The following is a 23839-nucleotide window of genomic DNA, read 5'->3' on the forward strand; positions in this document are numbered from 1 at the left end:
ATCCCCGTAGGGCACGGGCGTGGTCGGGGCATGGTTGGCGGATCAGCGCTGCTCGGGCGGGATGCCGATGCCTCGACGATCTGGGCTTGCGGGCCTTGCGGGCGGGGTGTAGGGGTTTTTCTGGATCTCGGCGAGGAGGACCTCGATGGCCTTGTCGAGCTGCGGGTCCCGGCCTCCCGTCATGAGGGCGGGGTCGTCGATGACCTCGATGTCGGGGTCGACGCCATGTCCCTCGACGCCCCAGTTGCCGTCGGTTTTGAAGAAGCCGAAGGTGGGGACGGTGATGTTGCCGCCGTCGACGAAGCCTGGGTTTCCTGAGATGCCGACGAGACCGCCCCAGGTTCGTGTGCCGATGAGCGGACCGAGGTTGTTGAATCTGAAGAGCCAGGGGAACATGTCGCCGCCCGATCCTGCCAGGCCGTTGATGAGCATGGCCTTTGGTCCCTGGTGGGAGTCGGGTGGCCAGGGCCAGACGGCGTCGCCTCGCTGGGCCCAGTAGTTGGTTCTGGGCCGGTTGAGGAGTTCGATGAAACGGGTGGGGATCTGCCCGCCGCCGTTCCATCGGTCGTCGATGATGAGGGCGGCCTTGTGGCGCTGGCCGTAGAACTGCCGGAAGAGGTCGCTCTGTCCGTCGACGCCGGTGTTGGGGACGTAGATGTAGCCGATCTGGCCGTTGGAGGCCTTGTCGACGTGGGCGCGGTTGGCCTCGATCCATGCGCGGTACCTGAGGTTGACCTCGCTCGAGACCGGCCTGACGAGGACGTCTCTCTGCGTGCCGTCCATGACGGGTTTGGTGCTGACGGTGATGGAGGTGACGCGGCCTGCGGTGCCGATGAAGGCGGCCCATGGATCGCGGGTGGTGTCGATGGGCTCGCCGTTGACGGCGAGGATGAAGTCGCCGACGCTGACGTTGACGCCGTGCTGGCTGAGCGGACCTCTGGCGTCGGCGTCCCAGGGTGCGCCCTGGTGGATTCTGGCGATGCGGTAGGCGGAGCCCTCTGGCGTGGTGACGAGTTCGAAGTCGTGTGCTGCCCGTGGGAGAGACTGGTTTCGGCGATCTGCACAAGGCTTGTTTGGTGAGCATGGCTTCCCGCCGGGTAGGTTTGACCCCTTCAAGTGCTCGTCGAGCGCGCCACTTCGGGCCAAGGTCTGAAGGAGGATTGCGTCATGAAGGGTTTGCCGCTGATTGACCCCAAGGCAACGGGAATCGATGTCGGGGCTGAGCGTTTGCACGTGTCGGTTGGCGGGGATGCGCCCCGGGTTTTCGGCACGATGACGCGCGATGTCGCGGAGCTTGTCGGTTATCTGACCGAGCAAGGCGTGGCTTCGGTGGCGATGGAGGCCACCGGCGTCTACTGGATGTATCTGTACGAGGCGCTGCAGCAGGCTGGGTTCAAGGTGTTCGTGGTCAACGGCCGGCACGTTCGCAACTTGCCGGGACGAAAGACGGACATGGCCGACTGTCAGTGGCTGGCCACATTGCATGCGCACGGCTTGTTGCGGTCCGGCTTTGTGCCGCCCGAGGGTATTCGGCGACTACAGGACTACCTAAGGCTGCGCGAGGACCATATCCGCTCCGGCACGGCTCACGCCCTGCACATGCAAAAGGCGCTGGAGCGGATGAACATCAAGTTCCATACGGTGATCAGCGACGTGACCGGCGCCAGTGGACTGCGGGTGCTGCGCGCGATCGTTGCCGGCGAGCGTGACCCGACCAAGCTGTTGGAGCTGTGCGACCGCCAGATCTCCAAGCGCAAGGCGGATCGTGTCGTGGAGTCCTTGCGAGGCACATGGAAGCTGCAGCATCTGTTTGCGTTGCGCCAGGCCTTGGCTGGCTGGGACTTCTACAAGGCGCAGATCCGGGAATGCGATGAGGCCATAGAGGCTGTCCTGCGAGAGCTGAGCGGCCCGCCCGATGGCGACGACGGAGCGACGACGAAGCGTGGCAAGAACGGGGGTGGCAACACCCCGCAGATTGCCGGGTTGCACCGCATGCTGGTGCGCCTGTGCGACGGCCAGGACCCGACGACCATCACCGGCATGGCGGACCACTCATGGCTGCGCCTGAGCAGTTTGATTTTTCTGATCAAACAGCCGTAGATTTTCTCCGCAATGCCGATATTGCGATGTATCGGGCTAAAGCCGAAGGCAAATCGCGCTACTCGGTATTTGACACTGTGATGCATGCACAGGTGGTGCAACGGCTGCATCTGGAAACCGATCTGCGGCTGGCAATCGAACGACAAGAGCTACAGCTTTACTATCAGCCGATTCTAGCCACCGCCACCCATGAAATTATCGGTTTTGAGGCACTGCTGCGTTGGCATCACCCCACCAGAGGCATGATCGCGCCTGCCGAATTTATCCCAATTGCTGAAGAAACTGGACTGATTATTCCTCTGGGCCGCTGGATTCTTTGGGAAGCTTGCCACCAAATGCAGCGCTGGAAGGCCGAGTTTCCCAATAGCGGCTTGCGATACATGAGCGTTAACCTATCCGGGCGCGAGTTGCTTCAGCCCGATATTACTGACCGCATTACCCAGATCCTGGTAGAAACAGGGCTAGAACCCCATCACCTGAAGCTAGAAGTCACCGAAAGCTCCCTGATCACGAATACTGAAGTGGCCGGCGATCGGTTAAAGCAGCTCAGCGCTACTGGTATCAAGCTCAGCCTCGATGATTTCGGTACTGGCTATTCTTCATTAAGCTATTTGCACCGCTTTCCAGTGAATCACCTCAAGGTGGATCGCTCCTTTGTCAAAGATCTCTGCGATAACGATGAAAGCCTCAAAATTACCGAATCGATTGTGGTGCTGGCCCATAGTTTGAACATGAAGGTGATTGCTGAAGGGGTAGAACATCAATCCCAACTGGCTCGCCTCCGGCAATTGGGCTGTGAATATGTGCAGGGCTATCTATTTTCTCCGGCTATTCCAGCTAATTCTGCCACGGAGCTGTTGAAACAGCGATGCGACGTATTACCATCAGACGAATTTCATTTGTGCAGCTCAGGATAAATACAAGACATTCGCGGTTCGTTGACCCTATCATCTGCCCACAGCAACCGCTGTACGTTCCAAGCCAGATCCAAGAGCTGTAATTTTTCTTTCCGGGCGGTCGGGCAGGTGTAGTTGCCGAACTCCAGCACGACCGGGCCGCGCTGGAGGAGTGCGGTCAGCGAAATGGTCTTGCCCTCGGTCGTGACGAGGGTGAAATCCGGAGCCTTCTCGCCGACGAGCGGGGAGGAGTGCTCGAAGTCCTTTGTGATGCCAGTGCGTTGGGCGCCTTGCGGCTCCACGTCGGTGGGTGTCGCTGGCTGTGCGCAGCCGGATTGCGCCTGACTGCCTTGCGGCGCGGGCGATGATCCCATCATCATCTTCATCATCGGGCACGTTTCCATCATGGTCACCGGCTTGTCGGGGACATCGCCGAGCTTGGCGAGTTGTTCGGGGGTCAGGACCGCGCGTGCTTTCTGGCGCGCCTCGTTCTCGATTTCGCCGAGTTTCTTCTTCTGCTCTTCGCTGAGGCCGAGTTTCTCGGCTTGCGCGAAGATCGGGCACGGCGCATCGAGGAAGATGGGCGTGCGCACCAACACTTGCATCCGCTCCATGATCTGGGGCGTCATGCCCATCTGGCGCATCATCTTCATCATCTGCGGCATCATCTCCTTCATCTTCTCGGGGCCCATCTGGCCGCCTTGCATCATGGGGCACATCGGAGAACCGCTGGCGGGCTTGTCTCCCGCGGCAGGATCAGATGCCTGTTGTTGACAACAGGCGGGCGGTTCGTTCTCTTGTGCCGCAGCGGCGGGAAGACCGGCAACGACCGCGCCCGCAAGGACACCCGCGGTCACAAGATGGAAAGCGAGTTTCATGATTGGACTCCTTGTTGGATGACTGCTGTTGCATGGCTTCGATCCGCAGGCATGAGCGCATCAACTCTCGCAGCACGCCTTGGTGCGGCTCCGCTCCCGGCACACCGACTGCGCGGATCGTGTGATGATTTCCGATTCCTGCTCAACGGTCTTGAGCACGAGCTCAACGAACCTGGGTTGGGTAAGGTAGTAGCAGCGCAGATTGCCATCCTCGTAGGAATCGACGATCTGCTCGCGGCGCAGGACTTGAAGATGCTGCGAGACGTTGGGTTGCGGGATCCGGAAGAACGTCAAATCACCCTTTGTCAATGGGTAGACGGTGCGTATGAAGATACGGTCGTTCGAGGAAGCAATCGTATTCCTTCTGGAATCGTGCCTGAGTTTAAGTTGACAGTGGAACAGGTTTTGGGCATTGAGGAATAATGCAGGATTTGTGCTACTGATTGGTGGGATACGGTACGGCTAACCACCTGTCTCGAAGCAGGTATTCGTACTATCTTAGATAACAGCGGGTATAAGGGGCAGAACACCCTGGGAAAATGCGAGGAGAAAAGTGAGGAAAAATCAATGAGCAGTCCGATTTTGGATCAGGCGCTCCAGGACTACCGCTGGAATTTGAACGAACTTTTGCACAGTATCCAGCGTCTGGCGACTGCGATCAACAATGCCAAGCTGCAAGAAACCGTGGCAGGGCTGAGGCGGAATATTGCTGAGCCATTCCTGTTTGTGGTGGTCGGAGAAGTTAAGGCTGGGAAGAGCAGCTTTGTGAATGCCTTGCTAGAGGCAGAGGTATGCGCTACCGACATCGAACCCTGCACCGACTCGATTCAGCAAATTGTCTACTCTGACAATCGCTACGTTACACAGATCGAGCCGAATCTGCGCAAAGTTGGTTTGCCGATTGAGATCCTCAAGGATATTTCCATCGTGGATACACCCGGAACCAATACAATTGTGGCCGAGCACCAGATCATCACTGAGAAATACATTCCCAACAGCGACCTCACTTTTTTTGTCCTGTTTGCCAAAAACCCCTATCAAAAAAGCGCCTGGGATTTTCTCGATTTCGTCAGTGCCGAGTGGCGCAAGAAGGTTGTGTTTATCTTGCAACAGGCCGATCTGCTCAAACCTGCCGATCTGCAAACTAATATTGAGCGGGTCAAGGGATACGCTAACCAAAAGCAAATCAAATCGCCAATTGTGTTTGCCACCTCAGTAGAACAAGAACTGCAAGGCGACCAAGAAAATAGCGGCTTTGAGCCGGTGCGAAACTATATCAAGCAAATGGTGGCCAGCGGCGAAAGCTACAGGATCAAATGTCTTAGTTACTTTCAGCAGCCAAGTTACTTTCAGCAGCCAAGTTGCTCCCAGCAGCCAAATTCAGCACAAAAATCGCAGGGTCTTGTAGCTCCACTCCCCGTCTTGCTGCTGGCTGAACGCAAAACGTTACATAAGCGTTTTTACCAGAAAATCAGGATCACCTGCGAACGAAACTGCCTATCTGACACAAATTGATAAAAAATCAGAGATGTTTGTTTACATTTCTTGACATTTATGAGAGTGTCTGCTCAGCTTATATAAGAAGCTCCATTTTCCTGAGTCCAATTTTGGATTTGGGAATTCCGTTTTGGCTAAAAATTGCAGGGTCAACTCAAGCCCAGTTAGGCTTGGACAATGTTCTAGTTCAATTTAATTCTGTTGATTGAGAGGTTACTATAGATTTTTCCTGATATTTGGATTAGATACAGTGATCCTTGTGTTGGATCTGAACGGGATGCAGGGGTGGAACCCCTGCGTGGGGGCAGTGCCCCCACCCCCTTCTGTTCACAATCAATTTGTGAACGCTGTAGGATTGATGCTATTAAAAATTGATTGAAACTTGGGGCATTTACTATTAGCTTTTGGGTTGAAAATTGCTGTTAGAGTTAAGTGTAGAAAGCCGGAAACAAATTTGCAGTAACTTACTGGTAAAACCCTTAAGTTTTGCCGAATTTGTGTCAATTAAGAGCTTGGTTGTAAACCAAGATTGAGATTCCCCTAAATCCCCTTAAAAAGGGGGACTTCAGAAATTTGATAAGTGCTCTGCATAGGCTTCGCCTACAGTTCCTTTCCTTTCATAGGCTTTGCCTTCCCGTTAGGGTAGGAGGGGTAGGAAGGATCAAGCATGGAGCCGATTTTAGCCTCTTACAATTCATTTACAAACAAGCTCTCAGGCCGTGCCGAGTCAAGTCGTATTCAGTCAGGGCAGGTCAAGTCGAGCAGTTTAAGTCAAGCGGGACTGAGTAGTTCAACCTAATTTGGATTGATACAGCCTTTTTCAGGCTAGTGAAGTACGAAAAACGGGGTGCAGGGGCAGTGCCTGGCCGTGCTGTTTGCCCTGGTGACGATTCCGGCCAGTTTGGGGGCACCCAACATGTTCCAGTCAAACCAAGCCTACGCAGCGATAACCAACCTGATTCCAGGTCTACCCAACTGGCTGTTTGGCATTGGGCTGGCAATCCTGTCGGGCATCGTGATTTTGGGTGGTATTCGGCGGATTGGGGCCGTGGCCGAAAAGCTGGTACCCGCAATGGCGCTGATCTATGCAGCAGCTTGTCTGTGGATTATTTTGGCCAATTTACCAGAGGTGCCTGGAGCCATTGGCACGGTGATCCGAGAAGCGTTTGCGCCGACAGCCGTAGCGGGTGGGATTGTTGGTACGATGGTTCAGGGAATTCGCCGAGCTACATTTTCTAATGAGGCTGGGGCCGGCTCGGCAGCAACTGCCCATGCCGCTGCTCGAACCGATGAACCCGTGCGGGAAGGCATCGTGGCCTTACTGGAACCATTTATTGATACCATTTGCATCTGCAACCTGACGGCGATTGTGATTGTTCTGACGGGCGTGTATCAGAATACCAATTCGGAATTGGGTGGCGTAGCTCTAACCACTCAAGCCTTTGGCTCGGTGATTGGCTGGTTCCCCGTGGTTTTGAGTATTGCCGTCTTTTTGTTTGCCTTCTCGACGATTTTGTCTTGGAGCTATTACGGGGTGCAGGCTTGGACCTATCTATTTGGTCCGCGTCGCCTGATTCTGTTTAAGTTGATCTATCTCTTCTTTACGTTCTTAGGGCCGATCGCTAGCCTATCAACCGTAATTGATTTCAGCGATATGATGTTCTTCTCGATGGCGATTCCCAACCTGATTGGCTGCTATATTCTCTCTAACGAAGTCGCTGCGGACCTGAAGGACTACTGGCATCGGTTGACCTCTGGCCAAATGCCGACCTATGCGGAACAACAGGCAGTTGAGATTGGCGCAAATCGATAGGGAAACGAGGATTACAAGGGTTTCGATGGCTGAGCCGAATGCTTGCCCATCTGCGCTAGCTTGGCATGACGTTCCCAAGGTGGGGTGGACTCCGGTCTGGACGACATGACAAAAATGCGCTGCAAGAAGCCGCCGAATTTTTACAAGACAAATGGAATGCTGTTCAGCAGAGCTTGAGTCGCACTGAACAACGGCTGAAACAAGCGGTCGATTCTGCCTGGACGCGATTAACAAAACCCCGTGCCTGAGTTGCCACTATACCCTGGCTTGATTCCGTCCTGTCGTCATTCATGGGAGGTTTCTATGGCACAACACTTTATCTTCCATGACTGTCCTCCTTTGATCAAAGAACGAGTTCGCGACTATTGGGACAAAAAACAGCGTCGAATCGATCGCCTGTTGCAGTCCTTTCCAGACGCCCAGCGCCATCTGCGATTAATCGTCGATCAGCAGCCCTATGGTTATCAGGTGCGTGTTGTGTTGAGTCTCCCAAATAGAACGCTGGTGGCTCAATCCAAATCTCGGTTTGAATCCTATCAGGCGGCGATGGATGAGGTGGCAGAAATCCTAACGGAAGAAATTCGTCGTCACAAAGATCAGCTTCGTCGCGATCGATCTCATCGTCGTAGACAACAGCGGCAAAAAGACTTTGCCACAGTCATTCAGTTTTTAGAACAAGATACTCAACAACAGCGCAAAGAATCCTTCTTCGACCTACTGCGTCCGATGCTGCGCAACCTACAGAACCATGCCCGGCGTGAATTAATCTTTGCCCAGCTTGACGGCAACGTGTCCCCCAATGAAATGACTGTATCCGATCTGCTCGATGAGGCGATCGTGCAAGCATGGGAAAAATTTGATCAGCGTCCCCCCCAGCAACCCCTGGATCAGTGGATTAGTAGACTGATGCACGAGATTATCGATGAACAAAAAAGTAAAGAAATTCCCGCTGTTTCCCTGGATGCACCAATTTCAGAGGATGATCCGCGATTTCAAGTCGCCAGTGGTTGGGTGTTGGAGAATGAGCCGTTCTGGGACAGTTTAGCTCCCTTGACACTGGAAGATATCTTACCGCAGCACGAAGTTGAAGAACCTTGGGATGCCTATAGCCTCAGCGAAAGGGAACGCTGGTTACCAGCGGCTTTTCAACGATCCGGGGTTCTGGAACTCGGTTCAGGTGACGGTCAGGTACGTTGCCTTCAATATTCCGCTTCAGATCATCATCGCCATGGCGCTGGCGCTCTTCATGGATCGCGTATCCCAGAGATCTGCCTGGCTGCGAAACATCATCATCATCCCCTGGCTGCTGCCCGGTGTGGTGGTTGCCCTGCTCTGGATGTGGATGCTGGATAACCGGCTTGGCATCGTCAACGCCTTTCTCAACAGCATCGGCATTCCTTCGCAGCCGTTCCTGGGGTCGGTGGATCAGGTGATTCCATCGATTGCGCTCATCAATATCTGGCGCTATGCGGGTTATACCTCCATCCTTCTGTTTGCAGGCTTAAAGACCATCCCCCAGCAGCTTTACGACGCGGCTTCCATCGATGGAGCAGATGGAGTGCGCCAGTTCTGGAATATCACCCTGCCGCTGCTCCGACCTGTGCTGGCGTTTGTGCTGATCACCCATATCATCGGCTCGTTTCAGATTTTCGACACCATCGCTGTTACCTCCGGGGGCGGACCGGTTCGGGCATCACAGGTACTTTATTGGTACATCTATGAGTTTGCTTTTGTGCGCTTCAACATGGGATATGCCACGGCCATCGCAACCGTGTTGTTCGTTGCCCTGGTGGGAGTCACCCTGATCCAGATGCGTTTCTTCCGCGCCAATAACGCGGACCTTGCAGATTTCAGCTAGCCGGGCAGGGGAATTCAATGATGCAGAATGCCATTCGCTCAAATCCCGGACGACGCTCGTTTCTGAGTGTGAGAAATGTGGTGACTTGGGTCACGATTGCGCTGATCCTGTTTGTAAGCCTGTTTCCGTTCTGGTGGGTTGTCCGTACCGCACTGACCGATCCTCAGCAGGTTTATACGAATACAACTGCCATGTTTCCGGAGAATCCCACGCTCTATAACTTCTCCCGCGCGCTTGGCAATGTTGATCTCCAGGAATCGCTGGCACGCGGCGGCTCAGGACAGACACTGAATTTCTGGCTTTACCTGCGAAATTGGCCCCTGACTCTACTGAAATCGACGTTAGCCTAGCAAACGCACTTTTTGCTCAAGGTAAGCTTTCGCCGGAGAAACAGTCGTTTTATGCTGTAGTTACCTATGATTTGGGTCAGCAATACAGGCAACAGGGCAATTGGGAAACTGCCGCCCAGTATTATCGAAAGGCGATTGCTTTAAAGCCAGACTGGGCAGAAGCTTACCATAGCTTAGGGCTAGCACTTCAGAAAGCAAGCAGTAGCAACTTGGATGAGGCAATTGCTTGTTACCAAAAAGCTCAGGCCCTTGAACCAGCCTCTTTAAAGGCTGATGTTAGCTTGGCGAATGCCTGCTTTGCTCGCGGCAAGCTACCTGCCGAAAAGCTAGCTGATTACGCTGCTCGGAATCATGATTTAGGCTACCAGTATCAGCAGCTTGGGGATCTGGAACTTGCAATCGACCATTACCGACAGGCTATTGCAATGGAACCGAACCTAATTGAGGCGCGCGATAATCTACGGCTGGCATTACAAAAGCAAGGCAATGTTCAGATTAAAGTCAGCGTTGCGAAATAGCTATTACATTTCTCTCTGAGAAACTCAATGTTTTGAGTTTGCATCAGTGACTTATTCTCCTTGATTTACAGGATCAGGGTTCCTACAGTAATCCTTTGTAGGATCTGAACGGGGTGCAGGGGTTCCACCCCTGCGTGGGGGCGAAGCCCCCACCCCCTGTTCACAACCAATTTGTGAACGCTGTATTCCCAAAAGCAGCTACGTATTCATCCGCTCATAGATTGCAGATGCAGAAGGCGAATAGCGAGTTAAATAACTAAAAATCCAGAACTTAATCACGGCATCAATCATGACAGGAACCGTCGCGATAAAGCCGTTGATCAAAAACTTGCTCTCCGGCAGGCCAAAATGTCTGGCTGCGCCTTCCAGGATCACTTCCCAACCTTCTGCCGAGTGGAATCCCACAAACAGATCAGTGATCAGGATAAACATAAACACCTTAATCGGATCGCTCAAACCCAGAAATGTGCGGTTTGTAACGCTCCGCACTAATTTACGACTCCAAAATGATTTGGCTGCGAGCTGGAGCCGTGGTGTTGGCGACGGGTGGCGGCGGTCAGGTCTATGCCCAAACCACCAATCCGGCCCTGAGTACAGGCGATGGCGTGGCAATGGCATGGCGAGCGGGTGCCCAACTGCGCGATCTGGAATTTGTCCAGTTTCACCCCACGGCTCTGACCCAACCAGGTGCGCCCCGCTTCCTAATCAGCGAGGCAGTGCGTGGCGAAGGTGCCCACCTCATTGATGCTGAGGGCCGCCGATTTGCCTTCGACTATCACCCCGCCGGAGAACTAGCTCCCAGAGACGTGGTCAGCCGCGCCATTTTTGACCATTTGCAAAAGACTAGCTCCGACCCTGCCAGCGCCCATGTTTGGCTAGATCTACGCCCAATTCCGGCGGAAACCATTCGGCGTCGCTTTCCCAACATCATTCAGGTTTGTCAGCAGTGGGGGGTGGATGTCTTTCAAGCGCCGATTCCGGTTGCTCCTGCTGCCCACTACTGGATGGGAGGCATCACCGCCGACAGCCTCAGCCGCACTACGATTCCAGCCCTGTATGCGGTGGGTGAAACAGCCAGCACAGGGGTCCACGGAGCCAATCGCCTCGCCAGTAACTCACTGCTGGAATGTTTGGTCTTTGGTGCCCAACTCGCCGCGCTAGAAGTGCCCCCCCCTGAGGCAGAAACCGCTCCCATGCCAAATCTAGACAATTCTACACCCACAGAGATTAACCTGTCCGCTTTGGATCTGGCCCAAATCATAGAGTGGCGACATCGCTTAGCTCGGCTGATCTGGCGCAGTGCGGGCATTTGCCGCGAGCAGGCTGGGATGGAGCAGGCAATCACCCAAGTAGAAACTTGGCGAGCAGAGTTTGCAGCATTATCCGTGAGTCAGGCGCTTTTGGCAGGAATGCATTCCAATAGCACCTTGGCCTTAAGCAATAGCGAACCAAAAGCCTTGCGGCAGTGGGGTGAATTACGCAATTTACTGGATATTGCCATGCTGATGCTAAAGAGCGCTGCCTTCCGTGGCGTGATGCGCCTACTGCAGGAATATCGCATAGACCTCAAGGGCAAAAAGGCTGTTGTGATTGGGCGCAGTATTTTAGTGGGCAAACCGCTGGCCCTGATGCTGCTGGCCGAAGATGCCACGGTTACCATCGCCCACTCTCGCAGTCAAGATTTGACGGCCATTGCCAGGGATGCTGATATTTTGGTGGCGGCAGTAGGACGCACCAATCTGATTACGGCAGAGATGGTAAAACCAGATGCTGTAGTTGTAGATGTGGGAATCAATCGAGTTGTTAATCCCGAAACTGGCAAGGGGCGGCTAGTTGGCGATGTAGAATTTGAAAGCGTCCGTGATGTGGCAGCCTGGATCACACCAGTTCCCGGTGGAATTGGACCAATGACTGTGACCATGCTATTGGACAATACAGTATGGAGTTACCGCCAATGGTGTGTAGCTGGGCGGGAGAAGTGAGATCCTATGACAAGCTCAATCGAACGAGGAACTGTGGTAGCAAACGCGCAAGCATCTGACCTAACAGCATTTGACCTAAAACCCTATCTGCAAGAGCGTCAGGCCATTGTTGAATCGGCTCTGGACCAGTCGATCAATGTGGTCTATCCAGAAAAAATTTATGAGGCGATGCGCTATTCGCTGATGGCAGGCGGCAAGCGGCTCCGGCCTATTCTTTGCTTGGCGGCCAGCGAACTAGTGGGCGGAACTATCGAAATCGCGCTTCCAACCGCCTGCGCCCTAGAAATGATCCACACGATGTCGCTGATCCACGATGACTTGCCGGCGATGGACAACGATGACTACCGTCGCGGCAAACTCACCAATCATAAAGTCTATGGTGAAGATGTGGCGATTTTGGCAGGCGATGGCTTGCTCGCCTATGCGTTTGAATTTATTGCGAGCCGAACCCAAAACGTGCCACCCGAACGAGTGCTGCAAGTAATTGCCAAATTGGGCCGAGCGGTGGGAGCTGCCGGTCTGGTAGGCGGGCAAATTGTGGATCTGGAATGCGAAGGTCAATCCAACGTCTCGCTAGAGACGCTCAACCACTTATCGGTAGCACTGAAGCTAATCGGCCCCTCACTGCTAGGCGAGGGAAACAGCCACGCAGACCCCTCAATCGGTGGGTTATAAGCTAGCAGCAGCTCTCGCAAGGTTGGGTGTACTGGCACCTGTCGCGTTTGTCGCTGCCCACTGGGATCCGCTTTGCGAGTGGAGGCCCGAAACGTGATTTGCTCGTGAGGTACGCTCAAGACAGGATTCGCGTAAACATCCCCGACTTGTAGCTGAGCAATTGCACCCCACCTCTCTCCGGTCCAGCGAGCGATATCAAAAAAGAGTTTGTGCGTATCACTTCTAAGCTGTCTGCGGATCTTCACGTAATCCGTTTCACTTAAAATAGCCGCCTGTCCATGACGATTGTTCTTCACTTCGATACCTCCAACTTTACCTCCAACTTTTACCCCGCCATTCAGGAAAACTGGGAGATAATCTCTACCTCCCAGTCAAGCAATCATCTGCAAACTGCTGTCTACCTGGTTTTCAGAGTTCCCAAAAATTCCAACTTCTACATAGAAGTGAGAGTAAAGTTGGCCATAATTAGCCGGGAAAACTAGCGCTGGAGTGACTCGCGCGTGTATGCAAAATTGCCCTCATGGGAGCGCCCCTAAACCGGGTGCTAATCCCACGGCTGGCGTTCTCTATTGGACTGACCTGGGGTTCCCCACTGGAGAACCCTCGCTCGCCGTGAAGTAATACGATGGGCGCAACGTCACGGTAGATGGGACTTGGCTGGCTCAAACCGTGCTGAACCTGCTCGGAGACGCTGACCCCGAATACAACCTGTTCCCGATGAATGATTTCAACGACATCATCGGCTTTTGTAGTCGCACGCCCACGATCAATGACATTGCGACGGGCTATCCCGAATATGTGAGGCAGGCCGCTCTCTATGAGTTGCAGCGCCGTTGGAGTCAAAACTGTCAGTGCATCATTCCGGAACGTCCAGGTTGTGACGATCCGCGCTATGCCGGTCGCGGCCAGTGCGCTTGTGTTCTCTACGATTTCTCAGTGACCGCCCTGGTCTGCGAGAAAAGATGTATCGCCAGGGTCAGCAGGTAGCAGCGGTACGGTCTCAGCTTCAGCGCACTCAAACCGAACTATCGGAATTTCACTGTACCTTGGTGCGCAGTGAAATTTTTGACAAGCTGGGCCCGTTCGATGAGGCCATGCTGAACACGAAAGAACATGTGGACTTTTGCATGAGCGTTGCGGCAGCAGGCGGTACGGTGTATTTTGAACCAGACTGTCTCGCCACCTATGTGCCAACCTCGCCCTTAGCGTGGAGCGATTTGCACTTCTACATGCTGCGCTGGAGCGATGCTTGGGAATTGGCCAGCCTCGATCGACTGCGGCAAAAATGGAATCTGACCGAAGACAGCAGCTACTTCAAGCAAAAATATAAGGCACTGGGTTGGCGACGGCGGAATACGATCTTGATGCCGATTGTGCGGGCACTCACCCTGGGCATCCGCAATGTTTGGCTAGAAAAAGCGATTATGTACGGACTCCTCGCTCCGATCGAGAAACGGCTCAATCGCTACTTGACTGACCAATACGCTAAACGGCATCTGGCTTCCCCAGAGACGATTCAGTGGCAGAATATTTCGTCACCACAGGAGGGGCATGAGAATTCTGCTGCTGCATGACTACGGGACAGCAACGGGTGGGGCTGAGCTGCAAATGCTCTCATTGCGTCGAGGGTTGCGTGAGCGGGGCCATGAGGTGCGTCTGCTGACTAGTCGGGCACAAATAGTGGCCAACAGTCCACTTTTGGCTGATTACAACTGCTTCGGCACCACCGGAAAACTGCAAGTGCTTTCCCAAACCATCAACCCCTCAGCCTATTGGGCATTGCGGCGAGCACTAGAGGAGTTTCAACCCGATGTGGTGCATGTGCGCATGTTCATGTGGCAGTTATCGCCCTTGATCTTGCCGCTGTTAAAAAATATTCCCTGTCTGTATCAAACTGCCGTATACAAAGCGATCTGTCCATTGGGTACCAAGGTGTTGCCCGATGGTCGAGCCTGTTCGTTCACAGCAGGACGAGCCTGTTTGCAAATGCGAACTGGCAAAAGAACCCAGCCCTGCGTGCCTACTTTAACTTGCCAGAACCCTCGGCTGATGCTCCTGCTCCAGATTATTTACGCAACGCCTTTGAACGTCGCAAGAATTTCAATGAGTTAGTCGGAAAGCTGGCCGCTCAATTTAATCTGCGCCGCAGTGGATACGATGCACCATTACCAGACACCGATCGCCCCAGTCGCTGCTATCCTCCTATGTTTGAGACCCATCCCTATTTGGTCAAAGATAATAGCGATCGACGGTCGGCGGTTGCTCGAATTACAGATATTCCGACTCAACCTTGGGTATCTGAACCTTTGGCACGAAAACGTCGAATTGGGCAGATTACAAAACAAGAAAGCGCTGAGGAGCAAGAATGGTATGAAAATTCAGGCTTCACTTGGACGGCTGAAGCTCCCGATAGTTGGGTGAGGAAGTTTGAGCAATTTCTCATCGAAAAGCAGCTAGTAAAGCAATATGATTCCGATTGCCGAATTTTTGATCAGAGTCAACAACTAAAAAATCTGCAAGGACGAGAAGCCCGCTCGCTCAAAGAAATCAGTGACGCCAGCAAGGGTTTTGTTGCCTATATTTATGCCGACGGCAACAATATGGGGCAACACATTCGAGATAAAATTAAAACGCCAGACGAATATCAACGCTTGAGTGAAGATATTTTCGAGGCAACAGAGCATTCGGTTTACATTGCTCTGGCTAAACATCTTGCTCCGCATTACTACGAGCCGGATGCTCAATCCAATCGTAGAAATAAAACCCCGGTTTGGATTCATCCCTTTGAAATTGTCACGATTGGTGGTGATGATGTGCTGTTGATTGTGCCAGCAAATAAAGCGTTAGCAATTGCTAAAACAATTGGTGAAACATTTGAGGAAATTTTAGCTCAGAAACACGAGCCAACAGGAGCCAAAAAATATCCGGCTCCTCCAATATCAGGATCAAATTTGCAGCAATGGCATCGATATAACCAAGAGGCTGCACCGTTTCCCCAGTGTTGCTTCAGTCTCTCCACTGGTGTTCTCAACGCCGTTCAGCGTGAGCACCCGCTGCTGATTCAGCTTCGTGAGGAGTTCATTTGTAAGGGGCAGTCGTGCTAACGCCCGTGTGATGGAGGAAAAAGCCATAGACCCTGGAAAAGAACCACAAACGCAATGACAGCAACCAATGTTTATCTATTGTGATGCTTTTATATTGTGAACTACCCGACGCGCCTTGTCCTTTGCGCCAGAGTGTGGGTTCCCCGCTTGAGTGAAGCCTGCCTCTGTCAAATAAACCAAATAAACTTTCGCTGTCGGGAATTTACTTAAAGTCACCATTTTGACATGATCTGGCTCTGCCGCAAGTAATCCTGATGCATCAGGATCAGCCAACTGAAGTGAGAGAATGTTACCTTGCTCTATATCCAGAACTGTGGCATGGCCTGCTCGGTTGGGTGAAGCGGATCGGTCAGCTCTGGATATGTGGCTCTCAAATTCACTCTTACAAAATAGGCGCTAGCATCGTTCATGTCCCTCGAAATTCTGGTAATCCTGCTGCTGATCCTGGCGAATGGCTTGTTTTCCATGTCGGAGATGGCGATTGTATCGTCCCGTCGAGCCAGGCTTCAGGAGCTGGTCGAGCAGGGAAACCACAAGGCCCAGGTGGCGCTTGACCTCGCCAATTCGCCCAATCAATTTCTTTCGACGGTCCAAGTCGGTATCACCTTAATTGGCATTCTCACCGGTGCGTTTGGTGGTGCTACCCTGGCCAGCAGTCTTGTGCCCTATATCTCACTAATTCCAGCCCTGAGAGCATCGAGCGAGGCAATCGCCTTCGGAATTGTGGTGTTGCTGATCACCTACCTGTCGTTGATCATCGGGGAACTCGTTCCAAAACGGTTGGCCCTCAACAGTCCAGAGCGAATTGCCACTGGAGTGGCGGTTCCGATGCGGAGCATTGCCCGAATCACTAGCCCAATTGTGCATTTGCTGAGCCTATCGACCGAAGCAGTGCTAAAACTACTGCGGGCCAATGTTGCTTCCACCGAGCCGTTAGTGACTGAAGAAGAAATCAAAGTGTTGATCGAGCATCGAGGACGGCCCGACCGTGATGCGATCATCGTCACTGAATTGCCCTACCAAACCAACAAAGCCGCTCTTATTGAAAAGATTGCGGAACTGGTCAACGAACGCCGCTTAGAAGGGATTGCCGACATTCGCGATGAAAGCGACCGAGACGGTATGCGGATCGTGATTGAGCTACGCCGCGATGCCTATCCGCGAGTTGTGCTGAATAACCTCTACAAGCAAACCCCGCTGCAAGCCAACTTTGGCGTCAACATGCTGGCGCTGGTCAACGGTGAACCGCAAACGATTGGCCTCAAGCAGGCGCTGCAGGTCTTCCTCGATTTCCGGGTTGAAACCATTACTCGCCGCACGCGCTATGAGCTGCGCAAAGCCGAGGAGCGAGACCATGTCCTGCAAGGTTACCTGATCGCGCTGCGAAACCTGGATGCGATTATTGACCTGATTCGCCATGCTGCTGATGCCCCAACCGCGCGTCAAGAGCTGATCGAAACCTATGGCTTGTCCGACGTGCAAGCCGATGCAATTCTGCAAATGCAGTTGCGCCGTTTGACCGCTCTAGAAGCCGAAAAGATCCAGCAAGAGCACGAAGACCTACAGCTCAAGATTGCTGATCTGCGCGACATCTTGGCAAAACGCGAGCGAATTTTGCAGATTATTGAAACTGAGGCTGCTGCACTCAAATCCTCCTATGCCAATCCGCGCCGCACGGAAATCGAGCGGGCAGACGGTGAGTTAGTTGATACGGACCTAATCGCAAATGAACAAGCAATTATTCTGGTGACGGAACAGGGATACATCAAGCGTATGCCGGTCAGTACGTTTGAAGCCCAAAGCCGAGCCACTCGCGGTAAAGCTGCAACCCGGATGAAAGAGGATGACGGGATCGAACACTTCCTCACCTGCTGCGATCACGACAATGTCCTGTTCTTCAGCGATCGAGGCGTAGCTTATTGTTTGAAAGCCTATCAAATTCCTACCGGGTCGCGCACGGCACGCGGCACCCCAATTGTGCAAATGCTGCCGATTTCCCACGGATTGGGGTTGGGACTGGCGATTGTCCGCTACTTAGTAGAACTGCATGGTGGCACGGTGCAGGCTGACAGTTTGGGTGAAGGGCAGGGAGCCACCTTTACCGTCAAATTACCGTTAATGCTCCATCAACCAGTAACGAAGCCAGACACAAAATCCTCTGAATCTTCTTTGAATTTGCAGGGTACTCGCATTCTGGTGGTTGATGACGATGACAATACCCGTGAGTTTCTGGCCTTTTTGCTAGAGTTACATGGGGCAAATGTCATCGCTACTGCAACAGCAGATGAGGCAATTGCTACACTCACGCAATTCAAACCAGAGGTGTTGTTGAGCGATATTGGCATGCCTGATATAGATGGTTACATGTTGATGCGGCAAATCAGGTGCTTATCGCCAGAGCAAGGAGGAACGATTCCTGCGATCGCTCTGACGGCCTATGCGGGAGAAATTGACTACCGACAGGCCATGGCAGCTGGATTTCAACGCCACATTGCGAAACCGATTGAACCAGAGGTATTAATTCGAGCGATCGCAGAACTGAAGGAGCATCACAATAGCTCAACCGACTACTGAAAGCAAAACTAGTGATCGGCTTCTCACATCCATCCACTAGGGACCAGAATTTATTACTGCTTAGTCAAAAACCTGGATCGCACCAGCGGCGAGTAGAGTAGCGGCGTTGGTATTCTCAATTACGGCAACCAGGTTATTGACAAAGAGTACATGATCATTAACGACGGTATACCGATTTTGAATGATGAACGTGTCATTGGCAATTCCATCTCCATTGAAGTCTCCCTGCTCGATGATGTAGGAGTTAGAAGGCGAGAGGGGCAGCAGCCCCACTCTGTCACCCTCTGCTAGATTGAAATCTTTCACAATTGCATAAGCTTGATCCCGGCTGGAACTGGGGTCGTTGATGCCTGCGAAATAATTAGATTCAATCCGGAACACATCGGCACCTACTCCACCGTAGAGTTCGTCTTTCTCAGGCACAGAAGAATTGAAGGGAGAGGGATGAGTTCCAATAATATCATTCTTGCTGTTAACCTTTGTGTGATTGTAGTTACGTCTTCATCTGTAACCTGGCTCCAGCGCTTACGCACCCACACAACAGCCCCTATGAGTAAAATAATAGGAGCGAAGGATGCGATAGAAGCGAGCTTATTCCAGTCAAAATTAGACTTCTGGGCATCGGATGGAGAGAGTGCAATTGAAATTGGTTGTCTTGTTGCTTTCATCACCACCGATTTGTTACTTGCTACTTTAACCGTGCAACTGTAAGCTGCTCCATCGGTTCCTTCTGCTACAGTACCTGACAGACAATAGGTGCTGCCGTTACTCGACCAAGTCAACCCATCGGGGAAGTTTGACTCTTCCACAGACCAGGCGTAGGGAGGTTGTCCCTTCTGGGCGGTCAGTGTAGCTTGATAAGGCTGGTTTAGCACAATCGGCGGCAAGTCTGTCCCTAACAATTCAATCGCATCGCGGTTGTCTACCGTAATCTTGACCTGGAGAAGAATCGGCAAATTGATTGTTGTTTCTGTTGTTGGGTCGATTGTTTTCCCATCAACGGCATAAGTTCCCTTTGTGCCTTTGAGCCATGTAGCCATGTTTGAGTCCTTGGGCGGAGACAGGGCGATCAGATAGCTGTAAGACCCAGCCGTTTGTGTACCATTTGTTGTTCTGTGAACCAGTACCGTTGCTTTTGTATAGTCATCAATCTTGCCGGTTTGGCTATCAACCGCAGCAACTCCTCCTGGAGTATCCAAACTACAGGTTGCTTGGTCGCAAAGGGTTAACTCAATTAGATGCGGCTGCTGCGGAGCATCTTGGGCGAGTTGGATTGTCAGCCCATCCGTACAAAGTTTGTCATAGTTCAGAAAACTCAACCGCAATTCATAGTAGTCTGTCTCTACCATCGCAGGCAGGTCATAGACTTCATCCAGCAGATAGCCCACCACCGTGTTTTCGATGCCTGGCATCGGTTCATAGGCACTGTCCAGCTTCTGATAGGCATGCAGCGTTCCTGGTGCCCAGTTCTGGAGCGTTGCTGCATCAATGGAATACTGGTACGAAATCATTCTGGCTGTACGGAACGCCTCACACTGGCATCTGCCAAAGCTTCACGGTTTTGTCCGAACTGCCGCTGATCAGAAATTTAGCATCAGGGCTGATAGCAATGGAGTTTACCGTGTCCGTATGGTCAGACCAAGTGGTTAATACTTTGCCGGTTGCTAGATCCCACAGTTTAATCGTGCTGTCGCTGCTGCCGCTGATCAGGATTCTACCGTTGGGAGTGATTGCCAGTGTATTGACATCGCGGATATGGTCGCTGAAGGTGCGGATCAGTTCACCGGTTTGCACATTCCACAGTCGGATGGTTTTGTCTTTGCTGCCGGTGATCAAGGTTTGACCATCGCGAGTAAATACAATTGCATGGACCGGATTTAGATGACCAATGAAAGTTTGCAGGTATTCGCCAGTCCGTAAGCTCCAGAGCTTTACCTTGTTATCTAGCCCGCCGCTGGCTAGGAGCTTACCGTCCGGGCTGATAGCAATAGCTTTGATCATGCCGGCTACTTCGGCCAAGGTTTTCAGGAGTGCACCGGTGTTGGTGCTCCAGAGGCGAATTGTTCGATCTTCACCTCCGCTGACGAGCAGTTTTCCATCGGGGCTAATGGCTACCGCATTCACATCCCGGCTGTGACCGGTAAGTGCTCCTAGCAGCGCTCCATTTAGATAGCTCCAAACTCTTACCGTATAGTCATCGCTACCGCTGACAAGCGTGCGACCATCAGGACTGATGGCAATCGTATTGACACCCCGGTTATGCCCGGTCATGTTAAATAACAGTTCGCCTGTGTTGATGTTCCAGACTTTAATCGTGTCATCCAAACTGCTGCTGGCAAAAGTGGGTGTATTGGGGCTGGCAACTACGCAGGTTACCCAAGAAGAATGGGCGTTGAGGGTATAGAGGCAGCGCGAGCCACGAGCCGCCGGAGGACGGATTGGATTGATTGGAGTGACGGCAGGGGGAACAGAGACATTCGCGGCAGGTGGGGCCGTAGGCGGCTTAGAAATGGGTGGAGTTGAAGTGGGTGGTTTAGAAGCGATTGGGCAGCAGTTGCTAAATCGCCCGAACCCAACTGCACCAGCATTGCAAGTCGAACCGCAGCCATCGCCTACCGAACAAGTTCTGTCAATCAAGGTAGCTATCGATCGCGATCGCGGCGTTTCCCAAGTTAGTGTGCGAGCCGTCACCAGCGTGATCAAACAGCAAACGTTTGAGATTTCCGCAACCGATGCCCGTCAGCTAGAAGCAGCCATCGCACAGCAGCTCAAACTCTCTCCTCAGCAGGTGAAAGCACTGATTCGCTATCAGGTGAAGTAAGGCAGGTGAAGTAAGGCAAGTGAAATAAGGACCTATACAGTTCTTAGTTTTGAGATTTGATGGCGTAGCCTGTGCGGAGCACATAGTTTTACGTTAGAGTCACAATCGCACGAATTAGCTGCTCCGGCTCAACCGGTTTAGCCAGGTGAAGTTGAAATCCAGCGGCAAGCGCTTGTTGCTGATCGAGTTCTCCAGCATAAGCCGTCAGGGCAATGGCTTTGGGAAGAGTTTGAGGAAACTGTCCAGTTGCTTGCCCGATTTGGCGATCTCTAATCTGCCGCATCAGCATGTATCCATCCATTTCAGGCATGCCGATATCGCAAATCAGTAGATCTGGTGCAAATAGGTCTAGCTGTTGTAAAACCTCAACGGCAGAAGCAACAACCCGCACCTCTGCTCCAGCTTGCTGCAAAATAAATTCAATCAATTCCCGAATATCGGCATCGTCATCGACGGCTAAGACTTTTAATCCAGTCAAGTTAGCCATCATTGGAGATTCCTCTTGCTGATCAACACTGCCCGAACTGGTCATTAAAGGCAATTGCACCGTAAAGGTTGCTCCCAATCCTTCCCCCAAACTCTCTGCCCAAACGGTCCCTCCATGCAGTTCAGTAATATGACGCACGATCGCCAACCCCAATCCCAAGCCACCAAACCGGCGCGTCGTCGTACCATCCTCTTGCCGGAAGTAGTCAAACACATAGGGCAGAAACTCCGGCACAATGCCCTTGCCGGTGTCAGTGACGGTGATGCGAGCGCGCTTTCTTGGAGAGCGCCCAAGGTCATCTTCGTGAACTCGATGAGTGATCTGTTCCATGAGGATGTGCCCTTGCAGTTCATCCGGTCCGTGTTCCGCGTCATGAACGCCTGCCCTCAACACACTTTCCAGGTCTTGACGAAGCGTCCAGAGCGAACCCGCGAGATCTCGGCCAAGGTGACCTGGACGCCGAACATCTGGATGGGCACAAGCGTTGAAAATCGCGCGGTAGTCGATCGGGTTCATGAACTTCGACAGACTCATGCGAAGATCAAGTTCCTGTCCGTCGAGCCACTCCTCGGACCGCTGCCCAGACTGCCGCTTACCGGCATGCATTGGGTGATCGTCGGCGGAGAATCCGGGCCTGGGGCGCGACCCATGGACCCTGCGTGGGTTCGGCAGATCCGTGATCGCTGCGTGGCACGCGGTGTGCCATTCTTCTTCAAGCAATGGGGTGGCGTAGACAAGAGCGCCACTGGGCGTGAGTTGGACGGCCGCACGTGGGACCAGATGCCCGAGACCGCTGCCTTGCTCTTGTGAATCGGTGACAAATGAGCGACCCGAAGCCAACAATCTACGAAGCCGATCCCCATACGCGGGCGAAGCACCGAATCCTCAAGGCGTATCTGGAGCGATGGCTGCCGATCCTGGACCGGCAGGCCCAAGTGGTCAAGCGTGCCAAACACCGCCTCCTGTATGTGGATGGATTCGCCGGCGCTGGCGAGTATGAGGACAGCGTTCCCGGTAGCCCACTGATTCCGATTGAGACAGCGATGGGCCACAGCCATCAGTTCTCTTGTCCCATCGAGATTCGATTGATCGAGAAGCGCCCTGATCGCGTCAATCACCTGAAGAACCTGATCAAAGCCAAGAAGGCCACGCTCGTCGGTAACGCGAATCTCGTGATACCGGATCCCATCGAGGGTGACTGCGAACAAGAGGTGCGGAATCTGGTAACCGCGTGTGTTCGGAGTGGCCAACCGCTCGGGCCGGCATTCTTCTTCCTCGACCAGTTTGGTTACTCCTCCTTTTCGATGGCAAACAGAAACGGCGGGATTAGTTCGGTGGCAATGTAGCGATCCATTACCGGCAGCTTGGGGAATCCCTGCCAGCGAGGAAAGGAAAGGCGAGGCGTTTTCGGAAAGCCGGACGTCATAAAGGCAGCAAAATTAGGAGCGAACGAACTAAAAGCGAACCAAACAAAATTTACAGACAGAACCTACCAACAGAAACACCCAGCTGAAACGTAAACTTTGGCTTGAACCTTAACCAATACCCTCTAAACTTGGAAGCTGTCACCCAGGTAATATTGCCGCACGAGTGGATTGGCGTAGAGTTCTTCGGCACTGCCCGATGCCAAAATCTGTCCATCCCGCATGATATAGGCTCGGTCGATAATTGCCAGGGTTTCGCGCACGTTGTGATCGGTGATCAAGATTCCCATTTGGCGTTCCCGCAGGCGGGCAATGATCTGCTGGATTTCGGCCACAGCAATTGGGTCAATTCCGGCAAAGGGTTCGTCGAGAAACAAGAATTCCGGTCCGTTGATGCCAGCGGCCAGAGCACGGGCAATTTCTGTGCGGCGGCGCTCTCCCCCCGAAACCCGCACGCCCAAGGTGCGAGCCACTTTTTCCAACCGGAATTCTTTTAGCAAAAACTGAAGGCGCTCGTGGCGCAGTTCGGACGGTACATGGGTTTGCTGCAAGACCAGCAGAATGTTGTCCTGAACGCTGAGGTTGCGAAATACGCTGGGTTCCTGAGCCAAGTAGCCAATTCCCATACGGGCACGCTCATGCATTGGCAGCGCGCTAATGTCTCGGTCATCCAGCCAGACTCGCCCTTGGTCGGGTTTTTCTAGACCAGTTGCAATATAAAACGTGGTGGTTTTGCCTGCTCCATTGGGTCCCAATAAGCCCACGATTTCGCCTGTGGCAATCGAGAGGTGGACCCGATTGACCACGACACGCTTACCGTAGGACTTATGAATATTTTCCAGCACAATCTTCAAGGACTCAC

General features: G+C 52.9%; 28 protein-coding genes. 20 read left to right on the forward strand and 8 right to left on the reverse strand.

Annotated features, from left to right (window positions below; genetic code table 11):
* Window positions 1-42: 42 nt before the first annotated feature.
* Window positions 43-1146 carry a PDZ domain-containing protein gene (locus JVX88_RS37180; protein WP_211624291.1) on the reverse strand — a complete coding sequence of 368 codons (1104 nt, stop codon included), beginning with the start codon at window positions 1144-1146 and terminating at the stop codon, window positions 43-45.
* A gap of 21 nt (window positions 1147-1167) precedes the next feature.
* On the opposite strand from JVX88_RS37180, the gene JVX88_RS37185 reads away from it, so the two are divergent.
* Together JVX88_RS37185 and JVX88_RS37190 are read left to right on the forward strand one after the other, a co-directional pair.
* Entirely contained in the window at window positions 1168-2100 is a 933-nt protein-coding gene (locus JVX88_RS37185; RefSeq protein WP_211624293.1) for an IS110 family transposase, read from the forward strand.
* The gene (locus JVX88_RS37190; RefSeq protein WP_211624295.1) at window positions 2055-3017 is read left to right on the forward strand and encodes a putative bifunctional diguanylate cyclase/phosphodiesterase; all 963 of its coding nucleotides are present in this window, start codon (window positions 2055-2057) and stop codon (window positions 3015-3017) included. The genes JVX88_RS37185 and JVX88_RS37190 overlap by 46 nt, the downstream gene beginning before the upstream one ends.
* Here JVX88_RS37190 and JVX88_RS37195 read toward each other — a convergent pair.
* On the reverse strand, window positions 2996-3874 hold the full coding sequence (locus JVX88_RS37195) for a peroxiredoxin family protein (protein WP_211624297.1): 879 nt from the start codon (window positions 3872-3874) through the stop codon (window positions 2996-2998). The two genes, JVX88_RS37190 and JVX88_RS37195, sit on opposite strands and share 22 nt — an antisense overlap.
* A gap of 51 nt (window positions 3875-3925) precedes the next feature.
* On the opposite strand from JVX88_RS37195, the gene JVX88_RS37200 reads away from it, so the two are divergent.
* The 8 genes from JVX88_RS37200 to JVX88_RS37235 all read left to right on the forward strand — a co-directional run bounded on the left by JVX88_RS37200 (window position 3926) and on the right by JVX88_RS37235 (window position 9910).
* A complete protein-coding gene (locus JVX88_RS37200; RefSeq protein ID WP_211624299.1) occupies window positions 3926-4297 on the forward strand; it encodes a hypothetical protein in 372 nt (123 codons plus the stop codon).
* A gap of 144 nt (window positions 4298-4441) precedes the next feature.
* Complete coding sequence (locus JVX88_RS37205) at window positions 4442-5389, forward strand: dynamin family protein (protein ID WP_211624301.1); 948 nt, start codon at window positions 4442-4444, stop codon at window positions 5387-5389.
* An 829-nt stretch (window positions 5390-6218) separates the two neighbouring features.
* The gene (locus JVX88_RS37210) at window positions 6219-7184 is read left to right on the forward strand and encodes an alanine/glycine:cation symporter family protein (protein WP_211624303.1); all 966 of its coding nucleotides are present in this window, start codon (window positions 6219-6221) and stop codon (window positions 7182-7184) included.
* A 65-nt stretch (window positions 7185-7249) separates the two neighbouring features.
* Entirely contained in the window at window positions 7250-7432 is a 183-nt protein-coding gene (locus tag JVX88_RS37215) for a hypothetical protein (RefSeq protein ID WP_211624305.1), read from the forward strand.
* A gap of 55 nt (window positions 7433-7487) precedes the next feature.
* The gene (locus JVX88_RS37220; protein WP_211624307.1) at window positions 7488-8537 is read left to right on the forward strand and encodes an HPF/RaiA family ribosome-associated protein; all 1050 of its coding nucleotides are present in this window, start codon (window positions 7488-7490) and stop codon (window positions 8535-8537) included.
* Window positions 8431-9042 (forward strand): carbohydrate ABC transporter permease, encoded by a 612-nt coding sequence (locus tag JVX88_RS37225; RefSeq protein WP_211624309.1) that lies wholly within the window; start codon window positions 8431-8433, stop codon window positions 9040-9042. The genes JVX88_RS37220 and JVX88_RS37225 overlap by 107 nt, the downstream gene beginning before the upstream one ends.
* Before the next feature lie 17 nt (window positions 9043-9059).
* Window positions 9060-9392: a hypothetical protein gene (locus JVX88_RS37230; RefSeq protein WP_211624311.1), complete on the forward strand. Its 333-nt coding sequence runs from the start codon at window positions 9060-9062 to the stop codon at window positions 9390-9392.
* Window positions 9356-9910 (forward strand): tetratricopeptide repeat protein, encoded by a 555-nt coding sequence (locus tag JVX88_RS37235; RefSeq protein WP_211624313.1) that lies wholly within the window; start codon window positions 9356-9358, stop codon window positions 9908-9910. The genes JVX88_RS37230 and JVX88_RS37235 overlap by 37 nt, the downstream gene beginning before the upstream one ends.
* Before the next feature lie 198 nt (window positions 9911-10108).
* Here JVX88_RS37235 and JVX88_RS40295 read toward each other — a convergent pair whose 3' ends face one another.
* Window positions 10109-10399: a hypothetical protein gene (locus tag JVX88_RS40295; protein ID WP_263975443.1), complete on the reverse strand. Its 291-nt coding sequence runs from the start codon at window positions 10397-10399 to the stop codon at window positions 10109-10111.
* Between the two features lie 17 nt (window positions 10400-10416).
* Here JVX88_RS40295 and JVX88_RS37245 point away from each other — a divergent pair, with 17 nt between their 5' ends.
* The 7 genes from JVX88_RS37245 to JVX88_RS37275 all read left to right on the forward strand — a co-directional run bounded on the left by JVX88_RS37245 (window position 10417) and on the right by JVX88_RS37275 (window position 18245).
* Window positions 10417-11892: an FAD-binding protein gene (locus JVX88_RS37245; protein ID WP_211624318.1), complete on the forward strand. Its 1476-nt coding sequence runs from the start codon at window positions 10417-10419 to the stop codon at window positions 11890-11892.
* Window positions 11893-11898: 6 nt separating this feature from the next.
* A complete protein-coding gene (locus JVX88_RS37250; RefSeq protein ID WP_317134603.1) occupies window positions 11899-12567 on the forward strand; it encodes a polyprenyl synthetase family protein in 669 nt (222 codons plus the stop codon).
* Window positions 12568-13236: 669 nt separating this feature from the next.
* Window positions 13237-13554, forward strand: coding sequence for a hypothetical protein (locus tag JVX88_RS43775; protein WP_211624320.1), 318 nt, complete (start codon window positions 13237-13239; stop codon window positions 13552-13554).
* Window positions 13530-14141 (forward strand): glycosyltransferase family 2 protein, encoded by a 612-nt coding sequence (locus JVX88_RS37260; RefSeq protein ID WP_211624322.1) that lies wholly within the window; start codon window positions 13530-13532, stop codon window positions 14139-14141. The genes JVX88_RS43775 and JVX88_RS37260 overlap by 25 nt, the downstream gene beginning before the upstream one ends.
* Window positions 14119-14679: a glycosyltransferase gene (locus tag JVX88_RS37265; RefSeq protein ID WP_211624324.1), complete on the forward strand. Its 561-nt coding sequence runs from the start codon at window positions 14119-14121 to the stop codon at window positions 14677-14679. The genes JVX88_RS37260 and JVX88_RS37265 overlap by 23 nt, the downstream gene beginning before the upstream one ends.
* Window positions 14598-15671, forward strand: a complete 1074-nt coding sequence (locus tag JVX88_RS37270) for a Cas10/Cmr2 second palm domain-containing protein (protein ID WP_211624330.1) — start codon at window positions 14598-14600, stop codon at window positions 15669-15671. Before JVX88_RS37265 ends, JVX88_RS37270 begins: the two co-directional genes overlap by 82 nt.
* Window positions 15672-16079: 408 nt before the next feature.
* Window positions 16080-18245 carry a DNA gyrase subunit A gene (locus JVX88_RS37275; protein ID WP_211624337.1) on the forward strand — a complete coding sequence of 722 codons (2166 nt, stop codon included), beginning with the start codon at window positions 16080-16082 and terminating at the stop codon, window positions 18243-18245.
* 60 nt (window positions 18246-18305) lie between these two features.
* On the opposite strand, the gene JVX88_RS37280 is transcribed toward JVX88_RS37275, so the two are convergent.
* Genes JVX88_RS37280 through JVX88_RS37290 form a run of 3 tightly spaced genes read right to left on the reverse strand, consistent with a single transcriptional unit; the run spans window position 18306 to window position 20789 of the window.
* On the reverse strand, window positions 18306-18668 hold the full coding sequence (locus tag JVX88_RS37280) for a hypothetical protein (RefSeq protein ID WP_211624339.1): 363 nt from the start codon (window positions 18666-18668) through the stop codon (window positions 18306-18308).
* Window positions 18635-19756, reverse strand: coding sequence for a hypothetical protein (locus tag JVX88_RS37285; protein ID WP_211624341.1), 1122 nt, complete (start codon window positions 19754-19756; stop codon window positions 18635-18637). The genes JVX88_RS37280 and JVX88_RS37285 overlap by 34 nt, the downstream gene beginning before the upstream one ends.
* Window positions 19757-19775: 19 nt before the next feature.
* Window positions 19776-20789 carry a WD40 repeat domain-containing protein gene (locus JVX88_RS37290; protein WP_225931849.1) on the reverse strand — a complete coding sequence of 338 codons (1014 nt, stop codon included), beginning with the start codon at window positions 20787-20789 and terminating at the stop codon, window positions 19776-19778.
* On the opposite strand from JVX88_RS37290, the gene JVX88_RS40305 reads away from it, so the two are divergent.
* Window positions 20689-21066, forward strand: a complete 378-nt coding sequence (locus tag JVX88_RS40305) for a hypothetical protein (protein ID WP_225931873.1) — start codon at window positions 20689-20691, stop codon at window positions 21064-21066. The two genes, JVX88_RS37290 and JVX88_RS40305, sit on opposite strands and share 101 nt — an antisense overlap.
* Before the next feature lie 88 nt (window positions 21067-21154).
* Here JVX88_RS40305 and JVX88_RS44875 read toward each other — a convergent pair whose 3' ends face one another.
* Window positions 21155-21883, reverse strand: a complete 729-nt coding sequence (locus JVX88_RS44875; RefSeq protein WP_410503752.1) for a response regulator — start codon at window positions 21881-21883, stop codon at window positions 21155-21157.
* Between JVX88_RS44875 and JVX88_RS44880 the strand changes: the two genes are divergently transcribed.
* Both JVX88_RS44880 and tcmP read left to right on the forward strand, forming a co-directional pair.
* Window positions 21866-22363: a DUF5131 family protein gene (locus JVX88_RS44880; RefSeq protein WP_315875316.1), complete on the forward strand. Its 498-nt coding sequence runs from the start codon at window positions 21866-21868 to the stop codon at window positions 22361-22363. The two genes, JVX88_RS44875 and JVX88_RS44880, sit on opposite strands and share 18 nt — an antisense overlap.
* Before the next feature lie 11 nt (window positions 22364-22374).
* Entirely contained in the window at window positions 22375-22899 is a 525-nt protein-coding gene (gene tcmP, locus JVX88_RS37300) for a three-Cys-motif partner protein TcmP (protein WP_211624345.1), read from the forward strand.
* A gap of 203 nt (window positions 22900-23102) precedes the next feature.
* Here tcmP and lptB read toward each other — a convergent pair whose 3' ends face one another.
* A complete protein-coding gene (gene lptB, locus JVX88_RS37305; protein ID WP_225931850.1) occupies window positions 23103-23822 on the reverse strand; it encodes an LPS export ABC transporter ATP-binding protein in 720 nt (239 codons plus the stop codon).
* Window positions 23823-23839: the final 17 nt, after the last annotated feature.

Source organism: Leptolyngbya sp. 7M, from assembly GCF_018128485.1.